Raw genomic sequence first — 18,321 nt, forward strand, 5'->3', positions numbered from 1 at the left:
CAAAGGAGCCGCCGGGCGCTGCGCCGTTGGCCGTTGGTTGCCCGATGTTGAATGCATTTGCCCGGCGACATGCGTCAACACCTATCCCCGACGGCCCGGGCGATGACTCACCGAATGCTCACAGGCGATGTATTCTGCGGATACCCTGTGAAATCCGTTCACCCTGTGGACTCCTCACCAAATCAGTTGGACGCTCGTCACGAGCATCCTGATCGCGCCTCCAGCACGCCGGCAGTCAATCCGCTCAGGTTTGCACTTGGTTGTGGACATAACTGTCGCTACCATGATCAGCAAATAAAGATAGGCAATTGTTCGATCTTGCAGCCCGGTGGAGGTCATATCGATGAGCACGACGTTCGCTGCCCGCCTGAACCGTCTGTTCGACACGGTGTATCCACCCGGACGCGGGCCGCACACCTCGGCGGAGGTGATCGCCGCGCTCAAGGCGGAGGGCATAACGATGTCGGCTCCCTACCTGTCCCAGCTACGCTCGGGCAACCGAACCAACCCCTCGTCGGCGACCATGGCCGCCCTTGCCAACTTCTTTCGCATCAAGGCGGCCTACTTCACCGACGACGACTACTACGCGAAAATCGACAAGGAATTGCGGTGGCTGGCCGCGATGCGGGACGACGGCGTGCGCCGCATTGCGGAGCGCTCCCATGGGCTGTCGGCGCAGGCGCAGCAGGAGATCGTGGACCGCATCGACGAACTGCGCCGCGCGGAGCGGCTCGACGCGTAACACGCGCGGCAGCGAGCACCCGGCGACCTGACGGGCTGCCCACGCCCGGGGCGGATTAGGGTTGGCCCAACGATCGCGCACGCACCGCGATAGTCCACGAGAAACCGGAGGCAGCCGGGAATGGGCCTGTTCCGCAAGCGAAAGAGCCGGGCGATTCGTCGCGCTGAAGCCCGCGCGATCAAGGCCCGCGCCAAGCTCGAGGCCAAGCTGTCCGCCAAGAATGCGGCGCGTCGCATGAAGTTCGAGCGGAAGGCGGCGGACAAGGCCCTCAAGGCGCAGCTCAAAGCCCAGCGGGACAGCGATCGTGCGGCGCTGAAGGTCGCCGAGACGCAACTGAAGGCCGCGCGCGAAGGTAAGTTGCTGTCGCCCACGCGAATCCGCCGGGCACTGACGGTGTCTCGCCTGTTGGCCCCGATATTGATGCCGGTCATATACCGTGCGGCCATTGCCGTGCGCGGGCTGATCGATCAGCGGCGTGCCGATCAACTCGGGGTCCCACTGGCTCAGGTCGGGCAGTTCTCGGGCCACGGCGCGCGGCTGTCGGCCCGGATCGCCGGATCGGAGCAGTCGCTGCGGTTGGTCCAGGAGAAAAAGCCCAAGGACGCGGAGACCAAACAGTTCGTCGCGGCCATCAGCGAACGCCTGGGCGAGCTGTCGGCGGCTATCACAGCCGCGGAGAACATGCCGGCGCAGCGGCGCCGGGCCGCTCACGTCGCGATCTCCTCGCAGCTCGACGGCATCGAGGCCGACTTGATGGCCCGGCTGGGGCTCAACTGACATGCGCCGGCGATGATGCGGCACGCGCGCGGCGTCGCATGGCCCGCACTGCTGCTGGTCGGCCTGATCGCCGTTGCCCCGACGCTACATGTAGCCGCCGGAGACCTTGCCCGCGCCTCCGCAGCCCCCACACCCGTCAGCCTGACCGGCAGCAAGGCTCCGGTTGCCGCCGGGCCGGCGCCCTCCGGCGCGGTTGCGACTGGGCGGCTACACCTGCGGTACGGCGACCCGGTGACGGTGGCCGAGTCCAACTCCGACTCCGACGTGCCCGCCTGGCCCTTCGCCGTCGGCACGATAGCCGTAGTCGGCGCCGGGGCGCTGTGGGCGGTGCGACGCCGGCCGTAGCCGGCCTGCCCGCCCAGGTAGGCCGGATAGCGGCGCACCGGGTCCTGGCATGATGGGATCCGAGTGCTTCGCGACTCAGTGAGCGACCCCAAGCAAACAGAGAAGTTGCAAAGGAGCGGCCGCATGGCAGACCCGCAGGATCGACCCGACGGCGAACCCGCCGGCACACCGGGACCACCGGCCAAGAAGACGCCCGCCAAGAAGGCCGCGAAAGCCCCCGCCAAGAAAGCCGCGGCCAAGAAGACGCCCGCTAAGAAAGCGCCCGTCAAGAAGGTCCCCGCCAAAAAGACGCCCGCTGACAACCCGGAACCCGCGGCCGCCGCGATGGCCCCGGCGCCACCCCGGGTCCAACAGCGGGCAAAAACCAATGGGGAGCTTGCCGCTGCGGCTAAAGATGCCGCAGCACAAGCGAAGTCGACTGTCGACCGGGCCAATGACCCACTTTCCCGGGACTTGGAAGAGTCGACGAACAGCTTCACCGTCCCGCTGTTGGTCGCGGTCGCGCTGAGCCTGCTGGCGATGGTGCTGGTGCGACAGCTGCGCCGCCACTAGGCCGATGCGCAACGTGTCGTTTCGGCCCACGGCCGATCTGGTCGACGACATCGGGCCCGAGGTACGTAGCTGCGACCTCCAATTCCGGCAGTTCGGCGCGCGCACGGAGTTCGTAGGACCGATCAGCACCGTGCGCTGCTTTCAGGACAACGCCCTGCTGAAATCCGTGCTCTCCCAGCCGGGGGCCGGCGGCGTGCTGGTGATCGACGGCGCCGGCTCGTTACACGCCGCACTTGTCGGCGATGTCATCGCCGAATTGGCACGGTCCAACGGCTGGGCGGGCCTCGTGGTTCACGGCGCGGTGCGCGATTCGGTCGCGCTGCGCGGCATCGACATCGGCATCAAGGCGTTGGGCACCAATCCCCGCAAGAGCGCCAAGACGGGAGCCGGAGAGCGTGACGTCGACGTGACCCTCGGTGGTGTGACCTTCGTGCCGGGCGACATCGTCTACAGCGACGACGACGGCATCGTCGTCGTCGCCGGCTGAAGCCTAAACACGCGCCGGCGCACGCTTTTTGGAGAAGCGCAGGCCTTCGTCGTCGATCCTGCCCCGCCTGATCAGATGGATGTCTCGTAGATAGTTCTGATTGAGCCGCCAGGGCTTTCGCGAACCCTGCTTCGGCAGCTCGTCGATCGAGCGCAACACGTAGCCGGGAGTGAACTCCATGAACGGCCGTTCCTCGACATCGGGACCCGGACGTTCGACCACCACGGTGTCAAATCCATGGGCGTCCATGTAGTTCAGCAGACGGCAGACGAACTCCGACACCAGGTCGGCCTTCAGTGTCCACGAGGCATTGGTGTAGCCGACCGTATAGGCCATATTGGGGATCCCCGACAGCATCATGCCCTTGTAGGCCATGGTGTTGGTGAGGTCCACCGGTTCTCCGTCGACGGAGGCGACGGACCCGCCGAACAGCTGTAGATTCAAACCCGTTGCGGTGACAATGATGTCGGCCGGCAGTTCGCGCCCGGAATTCAGCCGGATTCCTGACGGCGTAAACGTGTCGATGGTGTCGGTGACCACCTCTACCTTCCCGTGGCGAATGGCGCGGAACAGGTCGCCATTGGGCACCAGACACAACCGTTGGTCCCACGGATTGTAGTGCGGGCCAAAGTGCTTGCGCACGTCGTAACCTTCGGGGAGCTGGCGCGCGGCCAGGCCCATGAACATCTTCCGCATGCGTCGCGGCCACTTCTGGCAGGCGCCGTACACCGCCGCCTGACGCAAAACGTTCTTCCATCGAACCGCGAAGTAGGCAAGCTTTTCCGGCAGCAAGCGGTTGAGTCTGTCGGCGATGCTGTCACTTTCCGGTTGGGAGACGATGTAGGTCGGCGACCGCTGCAGCATCGTGACGTGTTTGGCACCCGAATCCGCCAGCGCGGGAACGAGGGTGACGGCCGTGGCACCACTTCCGATCACCACGATGCTCTTGCCTTCGTAGTCCAGGTCCTCCGGCCAGTGCTGCGGGTGGATGATGGCGCCGGTGAAGTCCGCTGCCCCGGGGAATTTCGGCGAATAGCCCTGTTCGTAGTTGTAATAGCCGCTGCACAGAAACAGGAATGAGCAGGTGAGCTGGCTGCGGGCGCCGTTGCTATCGATGTTGACCGTCCAGCGGTTTTCGGCCGTCGACCAGTCGGCGCTCACGACCCGCTGGTCGAGCCGGATGTGCTTGTCGATCCCGTACATGGCCGCGGTGCCCTTGACGTACTCGAGAATCGGCTTGCCGTCGGCAATGGCTTGGCGCTCGGTCCACGGACGGAACCGGAAGCCAAGGGTGTGCATGTCGGAGTCGGAGCGAATCCCGGGGTAACGGAACAGATCCCAGGTGCCGCCCATGGCGGACCGCTTCTCCAAAATGGCGTAGCTCTTGGTGGGGCAGCGGTCCTGCAGATGCCAGGCCGCGCTCACGCCGGAAATTCCCGCGCCCACGATGACGACGTCAAGGTGCTCAGTCATGAATCCACGCTATCAACGCAATGTTGAACGCGTCAACGTAGTGTCGATATTCTCGACACACGGTAAACTGCGGGTCGTGACCACCCCTCCAGCCGGTCAGACGTCGCTACAGCGCGGCCGGCGCAGCGCCCGGCCATCCGGAGACGATCGCGAATTGGCGATCCTGGCTACCGCTGAAAAGCTGCTGGAAGATCGTCCGCTGGCCGACATCTCGGTCGACGACCTGGCCAAGGGAGCGGGGATCTCCCGGCCCACGTTCTATTTCTATTTCCCGTCCAAGGAAGCGGTGCTGCTGACGCTGTTGGATCGCGTGGTCAACGAGGCCGACACCGCCCTGGAAGGCCTGATCACGGCACCCGACGCCGACCGCGACACCATGTGGCGAACGGGGATCAACGTCTTCTTCGAGACCTTCGGTTCGCACAAGGCGGTCACGCGGGCAGGTCAGGCGGCCAGGGCAAGCAGCGCCGAGGTTCGGCAGCTGTGGTCGACATTCATGCAGAAGTGGATCGCCTACACCGCCGAGGTGATCGAGAGCGAACGTGATCGGGGTGCCGCGCCGGTCACCGTGGCGGCGCTGGAGCTGGCTACGGCACTCAATCTGATGAACGAACGGACGTTGTTTGCGTCCTTCGCCGCCGAGCAGCCCTGCGTCCCCGAAGCACACGTGCTGGACACGCTGGTGCATATCTGGGTCAGCAGCATCTACGGCTAAGGTTGGCGTCCACCGCTGTCGCCCCTGGCTCCGTCGACCGGTGTCTGGTCGCCGCGTAACCGGTCCCGCACGGTGGTGATCGCCTCGTGGATGCCGCGACGGCTTTGCTGGGAGGCCGGACCGGTCAGCTGGCTCAGCAACTGCGCGGCGACATCGCGCAGTTTGGTATTGGTGTCCTGCGACAGGGTCACCAGCGCGTCGAAGGCTTCCTGCGCGCTCCAGCCGAAGCCGTACATGAGAACACCCTTGACTTGCTCGATCGCCGGCTTAGCGGGCGTGTGCTGTTCGACCTGAGCGAGGCCGGCACTACCGCGCCCGAGTTTCGACACGCGGTCGCCGGGATCATCGGTGGGCACCTCCAGCCGCACATTGGTGAAGTCGAGCACGCTGAAAAGCCGTGCGGGGACAGGTTGGTCGGTGCGCAGCACCACAATGCGGTTGTCGGAGCGTGCGCAGCGGTCCAGGATGTCCAGCTGGCGGTGGCTGATGAACGACAGCTCACGCGCGTCAATGACCAACGTGTCGTCGCCGGTCAACGGCCAGGTGCGGTGCAGCGCGGCGGCGAAGGTGGGCTCGCTTGCGGCGTCGATCTCACCGGTCAACGCAAAGCTGGATCCCGGTGCGGCATAGAGCCGGAATCCGGGCGCGTGCTGACCCACGTACGGGTGCAGGCACATCAACTCGCCGGCACCCTCTCGCAGGCGGCTGGTGTCGTAGGCGCACAGCGCAGACACCGGAAGGACGGCCATCTGCTGGTCGATCAGGAATTCGAAGCAGGCAAAGGCGTCTCGCTGTGCGGGCGTGCGCGCCACCGCGGTGCAATCCACAATGGCCCGCAGGCCCGAGTAACCGTCGGCGAGCGCCTTCCCGACGGCCTCCACGCGCTGGGCCACTGCGCGCTCGGGATCCACGACGTCACTGCCGGGACGAAAGGTGTAGAACTCGGTGACCGGCGTCACGCCGATCCCGCCGGAATCGAGCAGGTCGGCGATGGTGGGCATGGCAGCAAGTTCGGCCCGCAATTGGTCGCGACTACCAGCGCCGACGTAGTCGACCCATTGGTTCAGTCGGCGTCCGTCCAGAAGGTACTCGGCCGCGCGTGTCAAAAACTGGGCTCGGGCGCGATAGCCCCACCCCAGATGGCCGAAGGGCACCAGGCCCGCGGCTGATGCGACGACACCATGCGGCCGCATCACGCGATCCCCCGTTTCGCGGAGCCCGTCCGGACGCAGGCCTGGATGGTGGTGCCACCGGCGCCGGAGTGGGTACGGACCAGATCGGCCAAGGCGTTGACCAGAAACAGTCCGCGGCCGGCGGCCATGCCGCCGACCGGGGGGCGCCGCCCGGCCAGGGGATCGTTGATCCGCCATGATCACGGGCCTCGCAGACCAGATACCCGTTGTGCTGCCATAAGGCCAGCCGGCAGGCGCCGCCGGCGTGTTCGAGGCTGTTGGTGGCCAATTCGGTGGCGATCAGCTCCAGATTCGCGATCGCCTCGGCAGGCAAACCCAGTCCCTTCCCATACCAGGAAACGACCGAGCGGGCCGGCCGGAGGTCGTTGGCGGACCGAATCGTGCAGCTGACCGCTATCGAGTTTCCGGGCAATGGCCGGTTGTAGCGCGTCAGCGCATCAGCGGGGGCGTACTCCGCACTGCGGTGCCCCGAACCGTCCTTCCACAGCAGCGGATGGGTCATACGGGCGTCGGCCAGAACATCAGCGCCCAGGCCGCGAGCATCGTAGGGGCACAGCACCGTCGCGTCGCGTCCCGCGAAGGCCGCGTTGACCAACGCTTCGTGCTGCACACACGCGGGATATTCGTCGTCGGTGCGGCCCGGCCACACCGGCTCACCGACGATTCGTACCGGCCGGCCCTCGTGTCGGGCGGCGAAAGCGCTCTCGACCCCAAGAATCCGGCCCGGGTTGCGGCCGACGTCGGTCAGATCGGTCAACGTCACGTGCCGGCACGCATCCCCCAACGCGGACCGCAGCAGCGAAAGTTTGCTCTCAGGGACCGCGACCAGCACCGGTTCGGCGCTGGCCAGCCCGTCGAGAACAAACGGCACCACCACGTCGAGAAATTCCGGCTCGGACCCGTAGAACAGCGCGAAATGCGCGAAATCCAACCGCGCTACGTGGGAACTTGCGGTCATGCGGCCATCACCTGTCCGCTAGAGGGCCTCCCCGTCCCCGATTGCCGATGCTACCTTGCGCTGCCGCGCCGACCGCCACCCAACTGTGCCAACTGTGGCTGTCACACCCGAATGCGAACATATGTTCGTGCGGAGTGAGGCGTGCATCCTGCACGCGGACCTGGATTCGTTCTATGCCTCCGTCGAGCAGCGCGACGACCCTGCATTGCGGGGCCGCCCGGTGATCGTCGGCGGCGGGGTTGTGCTGGCCGCCAGCTACGAGGCCAAAGCCTACGGGGTGCACACCGCCATGGCCGGCGCTCAGGCGCGACGGCTGTGTCCGCAGGCCAAGGTGGTGCCGCCGCGGATGAGCGCCTACAGCCGGGCCAGTGATGCCGTGTTCGAAGTGTTTCGGCGCTGCACTCCGGTAGTGGAGCCGCTCTCGGTGGACGAGGCGTTCCTCGATGTCGGCGGGCTGCGCCGGCTCTGCGGCGCCCCGGTCGAGATCGCGGCGCAGCTGCGTGCCGACGTGCGCAAGTACGTCGGCCTGCCGATTACCGTCGGAGTGGCCCGGACGAAATTTCTCGCCAAAGTCGCCAGCCAGGAAGCCAAGCCCGACGGATTGCTCCTGGTCCCGCCGGATCAGGAACTGGCATTCCTGCATCCCCTGCCGGTGCGCCGGTTGTGGGGTGTGGGCGCGGCGACCGCCGACAAGCTGCACGGGCACGGCATCCACACCGTCGCCGAGGTCGCCGAGCTCAGTGAGTCGGCACTGGCGTCGATGCTCGGTGGGATGATGGGCCGGCAGCTGTATGCCTTGTCCCGCAATCTCGACCGCCGCCGGGTGATCACCGGCGTGCGCCGCCGCTCGGTCGGCGCCCAACGAGCGCTGGGGCGCGCCGGCAACAGCATGTCGCCCGCCGAGATCGACGCGGTGGTGGTCACCCTGGTCGACCGGATCACCGGACGGATGCGGGCTGCCGGGCGTACTGGCCGAACGGTGGTGTTGCGCCTACGCTTTGCCGACTTCAGCCGCGCCAGCCGGTCGCACACGTTGCCCTGGGCGACGGCGTCGACGCAGCCGATCCTCACTGTGGCGCGCCAGCTCGTTGCGTCGGCCGCGCCAGACGTCGCACAACGCGGGTTGACGTTGGTCGGTTTTGCGGTGTCGGGGATCGACGGCGACGGTGCCGAGCAGCTGATGCTGCCGTTCGAGGGCAAACCACCAGAGGTACTGGACCAGGCGATCGACCAGATCCGGCGTCGCTTCGGCAAGTCGGCGCTGACCCGCGCGGTGTTGATGGGTCATGATCCGGGCCTGGAGATGCCGCGTTTACCGGATTGACGCCCATTCCAGCAACTGTTCGGCTGGCCACGTGTTGATGATCCGGTCCGCCGGCACGCCGGCATCCAGCGCACGCTGGGCGCCGTAGCCAAGGAAATCCAGCTGGCCGGGCGCGTGCGCGTCGCTGTCGATGCTGAACATGCAGCCGATCTCGAACGCGAAGTTGAGCAGCCGCGTCGGCGGATCGCGGCGTTCGGGCCGCGAGTTGATCTCCACCGCGGTGCCGTGATCACGGCAGGCGGTGAACACCGCCTCCGCGTCGAATGTGGACTCCGGCCGGATACCCCGATTGCCGGAGACCAGGCGGCCCGTGCAATGGCCCAGCACGTCGACGTGACCGTTGCACACCGCGCGGATCATCCGCCGCGTCATTGCGGCCGCATCCATCGCCAGCTTCGAGTGGACGCTGGCCACCACGATGTCGAGCCGGTCCAGCAGGTCCGGTTCCTGGTCCAGACTTCCGTCTTCCAGGATGTCGACCTCGATGCCGGTGAGGATGCGCATCGGGGCGAACTTGTCGCGCAGTTCGTCGATCACGTCGAGCTGCTCGCGCAACCGGTCCGGAGACAGGCCGTTGGCAATCGTCAGCCGCGGCGAATGGTCGGTCAACGCGCAGTATTCATGGCCCAGCGCCGCGGCGGTGGCCATCATCTCCTCGATCGGCCCCGAGCCGTCGGACCAGTTCGAATGTAGGTGTAGATCGCCCCGTAGCGCGGCGCGCACCTCGCCCCCGCCGAGATCCTCAGCAGCAGTTCGCAATTCAGCGAGGAGGTCGGGTTCCCGGCCGGACCATGCCTGGTCGATGACCTTGGCGGTCTTGGGCCCGATGCCCGGCAACGACTGCCAGCTGTTTGCCTGGCCGTGCCGCTCGAGTGCAGCGTCGTCCAGTTTCTCGATAATGTCGGCGGCATTGCGGTATGCCATGACGCGCCGCGGGTCATGGCGGCTTCGGTCCTTGTAGTAGGCGATCTGGCGCAGCGCGGTTACCGGATCCATTTACGTCAGCTGCCCTGCGATGAAGCCGGCGAAAACCACTGCGAATCCGCCTATTTCGCCGAGAATGAGCAAGGTCATGCCCAGCCGTGCTCCCGATGCCGGAGGATCGAATTGGTTTTCGGTGTCACGCCGGGCCCCGTGCCAGATGTAGGTCCCGATCGCGGCGACGAAAAAGAACACCACCACCATCGCGGCCGTCAGGTTGACCCACGCCGGCCAGGCGCTGAGGTCGACGAAGACAGCGGTCAACAGCGTCGCAAATGCGTACAGCAGCGCCGCGCGATGCGCGATATCGACGTAGACGTGGGCCCGGCGCTGCTGGCTCACCATGATCTGGCGGTACTTCCACACCCCGAGGACAAGCGCCAGCAGGAAGATCAATCCGGCCGCCAGCAGGGTAAGTTTGGTGTCGATTCCGAGTGCGTAGCTCATCGTTCACCCGAGTCTAATTGCGCTTGTCGGGAGCGCGACTACCGTCGGGTTCATGCGCTTCGCCTTCAAGACCGCACCGCAAAACACCACCTGGGCACAGCTGCTGGCGGTCTGGCGGGAAGCCGACGACATCGACATCTACGAGTCCGGGTGGACCTTCGATCACTTCTACCCGATCTTTTCCGACCCGAGCGGCCCGTGCCTGGAAGGCTGGACGACTCTGACCGCGCTCGCGCAGGCCACCGAGAGGCTGCGGCTGGGCACCATGGTCACCGGCATCCATTACCGGCACCCGGCGGTGCTGGCCAATATGGCCGCCACCCTCGATATCATCTCCGACGGAAGGTTCGAATTGGGCATCGGCGCCGGCTGGAACGAGGAAGAGTCGGGCGCCTACGGAATCGAGCTTGGCAGCATCAAGCAACGCTTCGACAGGTTCGAGGAAGCGTGCGCGGTGCTCATCGGCTTGCTCAGCCAGGAGACCACCAACTTCGACGGCACGTACTACCAGCTCACGAACGCCCGCAACGAACCCAAGGGACCGCAGCGGCCGCATCCCCCGATCTGCATCGGCGGCAGTGGGGAAAAGCGCACTCTGCGGATCACCGCCCGCTATGCCCAGCACTGGAACTACGTCGGCGGTCCGCCCCAGGAGTTCGCCCGCAAACGTGACGTGCTCGCCGCACATTGCGCCGACATCGGCCGCGATCCGAAGGAGATCACGCTGTCGGCCCACCTGCGCTTGGACCCGGAACGAAACTACGCGCAGATCATCGACAACGCCGCAGCACTGGCGGCTGAAGGATTGGACCTGGGAATCGTGTACATCGCACCGCCGCACGACCCCGCGGTTCTCCAGCCGCTGGCGGAGGCGATCCGGGAATCGGGGCTGCTTTCGGCGTCTGCACCCAGATAACAACTCGATATCGTCGAGCAAACTCTCTACACCGGAGTTGGTGCATGCATGTGCCGGTCACATCGCGAAGCGCAACAGCTCTTCGGCGGTGACCAGACGCTCGTGCTTCGCGGGAAACTCGTGGCTCTTTACCGGGTGGCGAAACCACGACCAGGCAATTCGTCCCATCCGTGACCGGGGTACTGGGTTGCTACGCACAGCGACACTCCCTGCGATCGGATAACTCATAGCGGAGCTCCACAACGCATCGCTGTGACGGAGCCCACAGAGCCCCATTAGACACCCGACTTCTGGCAAACAGCGAGCGACGCGCCGAGCTATCAGCGGCGTGTTTCTGGTGTGACTGGTGTGGTTATTGAAGCGGGGCTGCGGTCGGCTTGATTGGGGCGGGAAGCGCGGTGGAACCCATCAGATACCGGTCCACACCCGCGGCGGCGGCCCGGCCTTCGGCGATCGCCCACACGATCAATGACTGGCCACGACCCATGTCACCGGCCACGAAGACTCCCGGCACCGCGGTTTCGTAGTCGTCGCCGCGCGCCACGTTTCCGCGTTCGGTGAACTCAACCCCGAGGTCGTCGAGCAGACCGGGCTTTTCCGGCCCGACAAATCCCATCGCCAGCAAAACCAGATCCGCCTCCAGCTCGAAGTCCGAGCCTTCGACCTTGACGAACTTGCCGTCTCGCATGGCCACTTCGTGCGCCTTCAGCGCGGTCACGTGCCCGTCGACACCCACGAATTCCTCGGTGTTGACCGAAAACACCCGCTCGCCGCCCTCTTCGTGCGCAGCCGAGACCCGGTACATCAGCGGGTACGTCGGCCACGGAGTCGAGGGCGCGCGGCTGTCCGGCGGGCGCGGCATGATTTCGAACTGGTGGACGTTGACCGCACCCTGGCGATGGGCGGTGCCCAGGCAGTCGGCCCCGGTGTCGCCGCCGCCGATGATGATGACCCTCTTGTCCTTGGCGGTAATCGGCGGCTGCCCGTCCGGTCCCAGGACGTCATCGCCCTCCTGCACCCGATTGGCCCAGGGCAGGTACTCCATCGCCTGATGGATGCCGTCAAGATCCCGGCCGGGAACCGGGAGCTCACGCCAGGCGGTGGCGCCACCGGCCAGCACCACCGCATCGAACTCGGCGCGCAACTGATCGGCGGTGATGTCGACGCCGACGTTGACTCCGGCCCGGAACTCGGTCCCTTCGGCCCGCATCTGCTCCAGCCGCCGATCCAGGACACGCTTTTCCATCTTGAACTCGGGGATGCCGTAGCGCAGCAGGCCGCCGATCCGGTCCTCGCGCTCGAAGACGGTCACGCTGTGACCGGCGCGGGTCAGCTGCTGTGCGGCGGCCAGCCCGGCCGGGCCGGAACCGACGACGGCAACGGTCTTGCCGGTCAGCGTGTGCGGCGGCAACGGCTCGACGTAGCCTTCATCGAAGGCATTGTCGATGATCTCCAGCTCGATCTGCTTGATGGTCACCGGATCCTGGTTGATGCCCAGCACACACGCGGGCTCACACGGCGCCGGACACAGCCGGCCGGTGAAGTCGGGGAAGTTGTTGGTGGCGTGCAGCCGTTCGATCGCGTCGCCCCACCGGCCCCGGCGCACCAGGTCATTCCATTCCGGAATCAAGTTGCCCAAAGGACAACCGTTGTGGCAGAACGGAATACCGCAGTCCATACAACGAGTCGCCTGTTGCCGCAGCGTCTCGTTGTCGAATTCCTCGTAGACCTCTTTCCAGTCGCGCAGGCGCAACGGAACAGGGCGTCGCTTCGGCAACTTCCGGTGTGTGTATTTGAGGAAGCCCGTCGGATCAGCCATGCGCGGCCGCCATGATCGCCTTGTCCACATCCACTCCGTCGCGCTCGGCTTCAGTGATGGCCTGCAGCACCCGCTTGTAGTCGCGGGGCATCACCTTGACGAAATGCCGCTGCTGCCCATGCCATTCGGCCAGAATGCGCTGGCCGACCGGGGAATCGGTGGCATCGACGTGCGCCGCGATGATGCCCTGCAGGAAGTCCGCATCATAAGTGTCGACCGTCTCGACGTCGACCATCTCGGTATTGAGGTTTTCGGGTAGTTCGCCGTGCGGGTCGTACACATAGGCGATCCCGCCGGACATACCGGCCGCGAAGTTTCGCCCGGTGCGACCCAAGATGACCACGCGGCCACCGGTCATGTACTCGCACCCGTGATCACCGACACCCTCGACCACGGCATGCGCGCCCGAGTTGCGGACCGCGAACCGTTCACCGACCACGCCACGCAGGAAAACCTCGCCACTGGTGGCGCCGAACAGGATCACGTTGCCACCGATGATGTTGTCCTCGGCGACATAGTCCGGCGGCGCATTGTCCGACGGCCGCACCACGATCCGGCCACCGGACAGTCCCTTGCCCACGTAATCGTTGGCGTCCCCGTAGATGCGCAATGTAATCCCCTTGGGCACAAACGCGCCGAAACTGTTACCGGCGGACCCCTCGAACGTGATGTCGACAGTGCCGTCCGGCAAGCCTTGGCCGCCATAGGCTTTCGTCACCTCGTGACCGAGCATGGTGCCCACTGTGCGGTTGACGTTGCTGATTGTCGTCGAAAATCGGACCGGCTTGCCGGAATCCAAAGCCTCGCGACTCATCACGATCAACTGCTGATCGAGCGCCTTGTCCAGGCCATGGTCCTGGCGCGAGCTGCAATACAGGTCCTGGTTCATGAACGCCGACTCGGGCTCATGCAGCACCGGCGTCAGGTCCAGGCGGTGGGCTTTCCAGTGCGCCCGCGCCAGCGTGGTGTCCAACGACCCCACCTGGCCGACGGCTTCGTTGAAGGTACGGAAACCCAACTGCGCCATGTATTCCCGGACTTCTTCGGCGATGAACGTGAAGAAGTTCTCGACGAACTCCGGTTTGCCGGTAAACCGTTCCCGCAACACCGGGTTCTGGGTGGCCACTCCGACCGGGCAGGTGTCCAGATGGCACACCCGCATCATGATGCAACCGGCCACCACCAGCGGCGCGGTGGAAAATCCGAATTCCTCGGCGCCCAGCAGCGCGGCGATCATCACGTCGCGGCCGGTCTTGAGCTGGCCGTCCACCTGAACCACGATCCGGTCACGTAACCCGTTAAGCAACAACGTCTGCTGGGTCTCGGCCAGACCAAGTTCCCACGGCGCGCCGGCATGCTTCATCGACGTCAGCGGGGTCGCACCGGTACCGCCGTCGTGGCCCGAAATCAGGACCACATCAGCGTGCGCCTTGGAGACACCCGCGGCCACCGTGCCCACACCGTTTTCCGAGACCAGCTTGACGTGCACCCGCGCGGACGGGTTGGAATTCTTCAGGTCATAGATCAGCTGCGCCAGATCCTCGATGGAGTAGATGTCGTGGTGCGGCGGCGGTGAGATCAGGCCGACCCCCGGGGTGGAGTGCCGGACTTCGGCCACCCACGGGTACACCTTGTGACCCGGAAGTTGGCCTCCCTCACCGGGTTTGGCGCCCTGAGCCATCTTGATCTGGATGTCGGTGCAGTTGGTCAGGTAGTGCGAGGTGACGCCGAAACGCGCCGAGGCGACCTGCTTGACCGCGCTGCGACGCCAGTCCCCGTTGGGATCGCGCTCGAAACGCCGGACGTCCTCGCCGCCTTCACCGCTGTTGGACCGGCCGCCCAGCCGGTTCATCGCAATGGCGAGGGTCTCGTGTGCCTCCGCGGAGATGGAGCCGTAGCTCATCGCCCCCGTCGCGAAGCGTTTGACGATTTCACTGGCCGGCTCGACCTCGTCGAGCGGCACCGGGGGCCGCACGCCCGCGCGGAATTTGAGCAGACCACGCAATGACGCCATCCGCTCACTCTGGTCGTCGACCAGCCGGGTGTACTCCTTGAAGATCTTGTACTGACCGGTCCGGGTGGCGTGCTGCAGCTTGAACACCGTCTCGGGGTTGAACAGGTGGTATTCGCCTTCCCGGCGCCACTGGTACTCCCCACCCACTTCGAGCTCACGGTGGGCGCGCTCGTCCGGCCGGTTCAGGTAGGCCAGCGCGTGCCGGGTGGCCACGTCTGCGGCGATGTCATCCAGGGTGATGCCGCCGGTGGCACAGGTCAGCCCCGTGAAGTACTCGTCGAGCACATCCTCGGAGATGCCGACGGCCTGGAACAGCTGCGCACCGGTGTAGGACGCCAGCGTCGAAATGCCCATCTTGGACATCACTTTCAGCACGCCCTTGCCTGCGGCCTTGATGTAATTGTTGAGCGCCTTCTTGCGGTCGATACCGTCGCCGAGGCCTTCCAAGGCACCCCGGTCGAGCATGTCTTCGATCGACTCGAATGCCAGGTAGGGGTTGACCGCGGCGGCGCCGCAGCCCAGCAGCATCGCCATGTGGTGAACCTCGCGGGCGTCACCGGATTCCACCACCAGGCCCACATGGGTGCGGGTTCGTTCCCGCACCAGGTGGTGGTGCACACCAGCGACTGCCAGCAGGGACGGTATCGGCGCCATCTTCTCGTCGGAGCTGCGGTCGGACAGCACGATGATCCGCGCGCCGTCGGCAATGGCCGCCGATGCCTGAGCGCGCACGTCGGCCATGGCGGCGGCCAGCCCGCTGCCGCCCTCGGCCACCGGGTACAGACAGCGAATGACCTTGGAGCGCATGCCATGCGGGCGTCCGTTGACCTCGGTGCCGGGATCGAGGTTGACCAGCTTGGCCAGCTCGTAATTACGCAGAATCGGCTGGGGCAGCACGATCTGGTGGCACGAGTTCTCGTCCGGGTTCAGCAGGTCGCGCTCACCGCCGGTGGTGCCTTGCAGGCTGGTGACCACCTCCTCGCGGATGGCGTCCAGCGGCGGATTGGTCACCTGGGCGAACAGCTGGTGGAAGTAGTCGTACAACATCCGGGGACGCCGGGACAGCACCGCGATCGGCGTATCGGTGCCCATCGACCCGATGGGCTCAGCACCGGTCCGGACCATGGGCGCCACCAGCAAGTTCAGTTCTTCGTAGGTGTAGCCGAAGGTGAGCTGTCGCACGACCAGCCGGTCGTGTGGCATGCGCACGTATTTGCCTGCGGGCAGCGCGTCCAGCGGCACCAGGTTGCGGTCGAGCCATTCTTGATACGGGTGTTCGGCGGCCAGCTCGGCCTTGATCTCCTCGTCGGAGACGATGCGGCCCTGCGCGGTGTCGACCAGGAACATCCGGCCCGGCTGCAGGCGCATCCGGCGGACCACCGACGACGGGTCAAGGTCTAGCACCCCGGCCTCGGAGGCCATCACCACCAGGCCGTCGTCGGTAACCCAGATCCGTGATGGTCGCAGCCCGTTGCGGTCCAGCACCGCGCCCACGACGGTGCCGTCGGTGAACGTCATCGACGCCGGGCCATCCCACGGCTCCATCAACGAAGCGTGGTATTGGTAGAACGCCCGGCGCGCGGGGTCCATGCTCTCGTGGCGCTCCCACGCTTCGGGGATCATCATGAGCACCGCGTGGGCCAGGCTGCGGCCACCCAGATGCAGCAGCTCCAGGACCTCGTCGAAGCGGGCGGTGTCCGACGCACCGGGGGTGCAGATGGGAAACAGCTTCTGCACGTCGGCTTCCGACCCGAAAATGTCGGTTTTGATCAGCGCCTCGCGGGCGCGCATCCAGTTCTCGTTGCCGGTGACGGTGTTGATCTCGCCGTTGTGAGCGATGCGCCGGAACGGGTGCGCCAGCGGCCAGGACGGGAAGGTGTTGGTGGAGAACCGCGAGTGCACGATACCTAGCGCGCTGGTCAGCCGATCATCTTGCAGATCGAGGTAGAACGCCTTGAGCTGCGGGGTGGTGAGCATGCCCTTGTAGACCAGCGTCTGCCCCGACAAGCTGGGGAAGTAGACGGTTTCGCGGCCGGGGCCGTCCTGGCCGGGGCCTTTGGTGCCGAGTTCGTGTTCGGCGCGTTTGCGAATCACATAGGCTCGTCGCTCCAGCGTCATGCCAGAAGCGCCGACCATGAACACCTGCCGGAAGGTCGGCATCGCATCGCGGGACAACGCACCCAGCGACGAGTCGTCAGTGGGCACATTTCGCCAGCCCAGCACCTGCAAACCCTCGGCCTCGGCGATCTTCTCCACCGCTGCACAGGCCGCCGACGCATCCTTGGACGACTGCGGCAAGAAGGCGATACCGGTGGCGTAACTGCCCGCAGCGGGCAATTCGAAGTCGACGACTTCGCGCAGGAACGTATCCGGAACTTGGATCAGAATGCCCGCGCCGTCACCGCTGCGCGGTTCGGCTCCGGCTGCACCGCGATGTTCGAGGTTCAGCAGCGCAGTGATCGCCTTGTCCACAATGTCGCGGCTACGCCGGCCGTGCATGTCGACGACCATGGCTACCCCGCACGAATCGTGTTCGAATGCGGGGTTGTAGAGCCCGACGCGCTTGGGCGCCATACCCACCTAACCCTTCAGCAGACTTTCCTGCGCGGCCTTACCAGCAGATCCGACGGCGCCATGCCCTGACGTTGCGGGCGTGAACCCCTCCGGTCTTGTCGCTAGGCTGTCCGTCAAGCGGAATGATCAGGCCGCGGATTCGTCCGTGCAGCGCTGAACGGTGCCCCGGTCCCGATCTCGACAAGTCGTAAAACGATATGACAATACCCGCCTGACATGCCAACTTCCTCAATGGTAACCCGCCCACCGACCGTGCCGTAGGTACAGCGAGAGTAGCTTCCGAGGGCTTTCTCACCTGCCGTTTTGGCGCCGCTAAACGCTGTCGTCGCCCGCTTTTCAGGTACGGCCGGGGGCCACAGTAACTGCTTAGACTAATTTGCTGGAGCACTCGTCCAGCGGCCCGAGCCCCTGCCGATCGGTCGCGCACGCACCAGTCACACCGGTAACACGCCGGGCGATAAGACATGGCAGCCCAGCTGCGGAAACTGCCAGGTCGCGTTTCGGCGGCCCGGCACGAGGCCCGCCGCGCTCCTCGGATGGAACACCGCGGAGTTTGCACAATACTAATAGGAGTCTAAAACCTGACCCGATAGGTCGGCCGAGAACGAGCCTGGCCCACCAGGCGAAGCCGACGGGCCGGTGCTCGATACTGGTCGGTGTGCGGCGTTGGCGGTCCAACTCGACTGAGGAGCTTATGAACGAGCGCGACGAATTCCTCCGGGACCGGATGCGGCCGGCTCGACCCGCGGGTCCGGACGTCAGCCCGGACGGTCGGCGATCCGGAGTTCCCCATTCGCCTCCTCGCGCATCCGGCCCGCACCCCGCGGCGCCACTTGCCGCAGCGCAGCCGCCGGTCCCGCCGCGTCCACCCGGGCCGCCACGCTCCGCGGCCCCCCCGGCACCGCAACGCTCCCCGACACCAGCCGCGCCGCAACACTCCCCGGCACCAGCGCCTCAGCCCTTCCCCTCCGGCCCAACGGCCCCGCCCCCACCGATTTCCACCC

General features: G+C 65.8%; 15 protein-coding genes and 1 pseudogene. 8 read left to right on the top strand and 8 right to left on the bottom strand.

The genetic code is table 11. The features are described from left to right. Positions 1-343: 343 nt before the first annotated feature. The 5 genes from EET13_RS28325 (at position 344) to rraA (ending at position 2,903) form a co-directional block, all read left to right on the top strand. Complete coding sequence (locus tag EET13_RS28325) at positions 344-742, top strand: transcriptional regulator (RefSeq protein ID WP_122445358.1); 399 nt, start codon at positions 344-346, stop codon at positions 740-742. 120 nt (positions 743-862) lie between these two features. After that, positions 863-1,519: a DUF6474 family protein gene (locus tag EET13_RS28330; protein WP_122445359.1), complete on the top strand. Its 657-nt coding sequence runs from the start codon at positions 863-865 to the stop codon at positions 1,517-1,519. A gap of 12 nt (positions 1,520-1,531) precedes the next feature. Then, positions 1,532-1,864, top strand: a complete 333-nt coding sequence (locus EET13_RS28335; protein WP_244604161.1) for a hypothetical protein — start codon at positions 1,532-1,534, stop codon at positions 1,862-1,864. A 123-nt stretch (positions 1,865-1,987) separates the two neighbouring features. Next, positions 1,988-2,416 (top strand): Rv3852 family protein, encoded by a 429-nt coding sequence (locus EET13_RS32495; protein ID WP_122445360.1) that lies wholly within the window; start codon positions 1,988-1,990, stop codon positions 2,414-2,416. Positions 2,417-2,420: 4 nt separating this feature from the next. Then, positions 2,421-2,903 carry a ribonuclease E activity regulator RraA gene (gene rraA, locus EET13_RS28345; protein ID WP_122445361.1) on the top strand — a complete coding sequence of 161 codons (483 nt, stop codon included), beginning with the start codon at positions 2,421-2,423 and terminating at the stop codon, positions 2,901-2,903. 3 nt (positions 2,904-2,906) lie between these two features. Here the strand turns inward: rraA and EET13_RS28350 are convergent, their stop codons facing one another. After that, on the bottom strand, positions 2,907-4,376 hold the full coding sequence (locus tag EET13_RS28350) for a flavin-containing monooxygenase (RefSeq protein WP_122445362.1): 1,470 nt from the start codon (positions 4,374-4,376) through the stop codon (positions 2,907-2,909). 76 nt (positions 4,377-4,452) lie between these two features. Between EET13_RS28350 and EET13_RS28355 the strand changes: the two genes are divergently transcribed. Continuing rightward, on the top strand, positions 4,453-5,091 hold the full coding sequence (locus EET13_RS28355) for a TetR/AcrR family transcriptional regulator (protein ID WP_122445375.1): 639 nt from the start codon (positions 4,453-4,455) through the stop codon (positions 5,089-5,091). On the opposite strand, the gene EET13_RS28360 is transcribed toward EET13_RS28355, so the two are convergent. Beyond that, on the bottom strand, positions 5,088-6,284 hold the full coding sequence (locus EET13_RS28360; protein ID WP_122445363.1) for an MEDS domain-containing protein: 1,197 nt from the start codon (positions 6,282-6,284) through the stop codon (positions 5,088-5,090). The genes EET13_RS28355 and EET13_RS28360 overlap by 4 nt on opposite strands. Continuing rightward, a pseudogene (locus EET13_RS28365) lies at positions 6,284-7,242 on the bottom strand (anti-sigma factor RsbA family regulatory protein). Before EET13_RS28365 ends, EET13_RS28360 begins: the two are co-directional and overlap by 1 nt. A gap of 121 nt (positions 7,243-7,363) precedes the next feature. Here EET13_RS28365 and dinB point away from each other — a divergent pair. Next, entirely contained in the window at positions 7,364-8,566 is a 1,203-nt protein-coding gene (dinB, locus tag EET13_RS28370) for a DNA polymerase IV (protein WP_122445364.1), read from the top strand. Here the strand turns inward: dinB and EET13_RS28375 are convergent. Continuing rightward, positions 8,555-9,562, bottom strand: coding sequence for a PHP domain-containing protein (locus EET13_RS28375; protein WP_122445365.1), 1,008 nt, complete (start codon positions 9,560-9,562; stop codon positions 8,555-8,557). The genes dinB and EET13_RS28375 overlap by 12 nt on opposite strands. Next, entirely contained in the window at positions 9,563-9,994 is a 432-nt protein-coding gene (locus EET13_RS28380; protein WP_122445366.1) for a hypothetical protein, read from the bottom strand. Positions 9,995-10,046: 52 nt separating this feature from the next. Here EET13_RS28380 and EET13_RS28385 point away from each other — a divergent pair, with 52 nt between their 5' ends. After that, positions 10,047-10,910, top strand: a complete 864-nt coding sequence (locus tag EET13_RS28385) for an LLM class F420-dependent oxidoreductase (RefSeq protein WP_122445367.1) — start codon at positions 10,047-10,049, stop codon at positions 10,908-10,910. Between the two features lie 352 nt (positions 10,911-11,262). Here the strand turns inward: EET13_RS28385 and EET13_RS28390 are convergent, their stop codons facing one another. The 3 genes from EET13_RS28390 to EET13_RS31045 form a co-directional block, all read right to left on the bottom strand. Continuing rightward, positions 11,263-12,729, bottom strand: coding sequence for a glutamate synthase subunit beta (locus tag EET13_RS28390; RefSeq protein ID WP_122445368.1), 1,467 nt, complete (start codon positions 12,727-12,729; stop codon positions 11,263-11,265). Beyond that, positions 12,722-17,317, bottom strand: a complete 4,596-nt coding sequence (gene gltB / locus EET13_RS28395; RefSeq protein WP_122445369.1) for a glutamate synthase large subunit — start codon at positions 17,315-17,317, stop codon at positions 12,722-12,724. Before gltB ends, EET13_RS28390 begins: the two co-directional genes overlap by 8 nt. A gap of 758 nt (positions 17,318-18,075) precedes the next feature. Continuing rightward, the coding region (locus EET13_RS31045; protein ID WP_211189155.1) for a hypothetical protein at positions 18,076-18,321 on the bottom strand (246 nt) is incomplete at its 5' end.

Origin of the sequence: Mycobacterium attenuatum, assembly GCF_900566085.1 — a bacterium.
In the GTDB taxonomy this organism is placed as follows: Bacteria; Actinomycetota; Actinomycetes; order Mycobacteriales; family Mycobacteriaceae; genus Mycobacterium; species Mycobacterium attenuatum.

What these genes read in the sequence shown, in the direction of transcription:
- EET13_RS28390 (WP_122445368.1), bottom strand. Translation starts at nt 12,729, where the DNA reads ATGGCTGATCCGACGGGCTTCCTCAAATACACACACCGGAAGTTGCCG.
- dinB (WP_122445364.1), top strand. Translation starts at nt 7,364, where the DNA reads ATGTTCGTGCGGAGTGAGGCGTGCATCCTGCACGCGGACCTGGATTCG.
- EET13_RS28330 (WP_122445359.1), top strand. Translation starts at nt 863, where the DNA reads ATGGGCCTGTTCCGCAAGCGAAAGAGCCGGGCGATTCGTCGCGCTGAA.
- rraA (WP_122445361.1), top strand. Translation starts at nt 2,421, where the DNA reads ATGCGCAACGTGTCGTTTCGGCCCACGGCCGATCTGGTCGACGACATC.
- EET13_RS28385 (WP_122445367.1), top strand. Translation starts at nt 10,047, where the DNA reads ATGCGCTTCGCCTTCAAGACCGCACCGCAAAACACCACCTGGGCACAG.
- EET13_RS28350 (WP_122445362.1), bottom strand. Translation starts at nt 4,376, where the DNA reads ATGACTGAGCACCTTGACGTCGTCATCGTGGGCGCGGGAATTTCCGGC.
- EET13_RS28375 (WP_122445365.1), bottom strand. Translation starts at nt 9,562, where the DNA reads ATGGATCCGGTAACCGCGCTGCGCCAGATCGCCTACTACAAGGACCGA.
- gltB (WP_122445369.1), bottom strand. Translation starts at nt 17,317, where the DNA reads ATGGCGCCCAAGCGCGTCGGGCTCTACAACCCCGCATTCGAACACGAT.
- EET13_RS32495 (WP_122445360.1), top strand. Translation starts at nt 1,988, where the DNA reads ATGGCAGACCCGCAGGATCGACCCGACGGCGAACCCGCCGGCACACCG.
- EET13_RS28360 (WP_122445363.1), bottom strand. Translation starts at nt 6,284, where the DNA reads ATGCGGCCGCATGGTGTCGTCGCATCAGCCGCGGGCCTGGTGCCCTTC.
- EET13_RS28335 (WP_244604161.1), top strand. Translation starts at nt 1,532, where the DNA reads ATGATGCGGCACGCGCGCGGCGTCGCATGGCCCGCACTGCTGCTGGTC.
- EET13_RS28380 (WP_122445366.1), bottom strand. Translation starts at nt 9,994, where the DNA reads ATGAGCTACGCACTCGGAATCGACACCAAACTTACCCTGCTGGCGGCC.
- EET13_RS28325 (WP_122445358.1), top strand. Translation starts at nt 344, where the DNA reads ATGAGCACGACGTTCGCTGCCCGCCTGAACCGTCTGTTCGACACGGTG.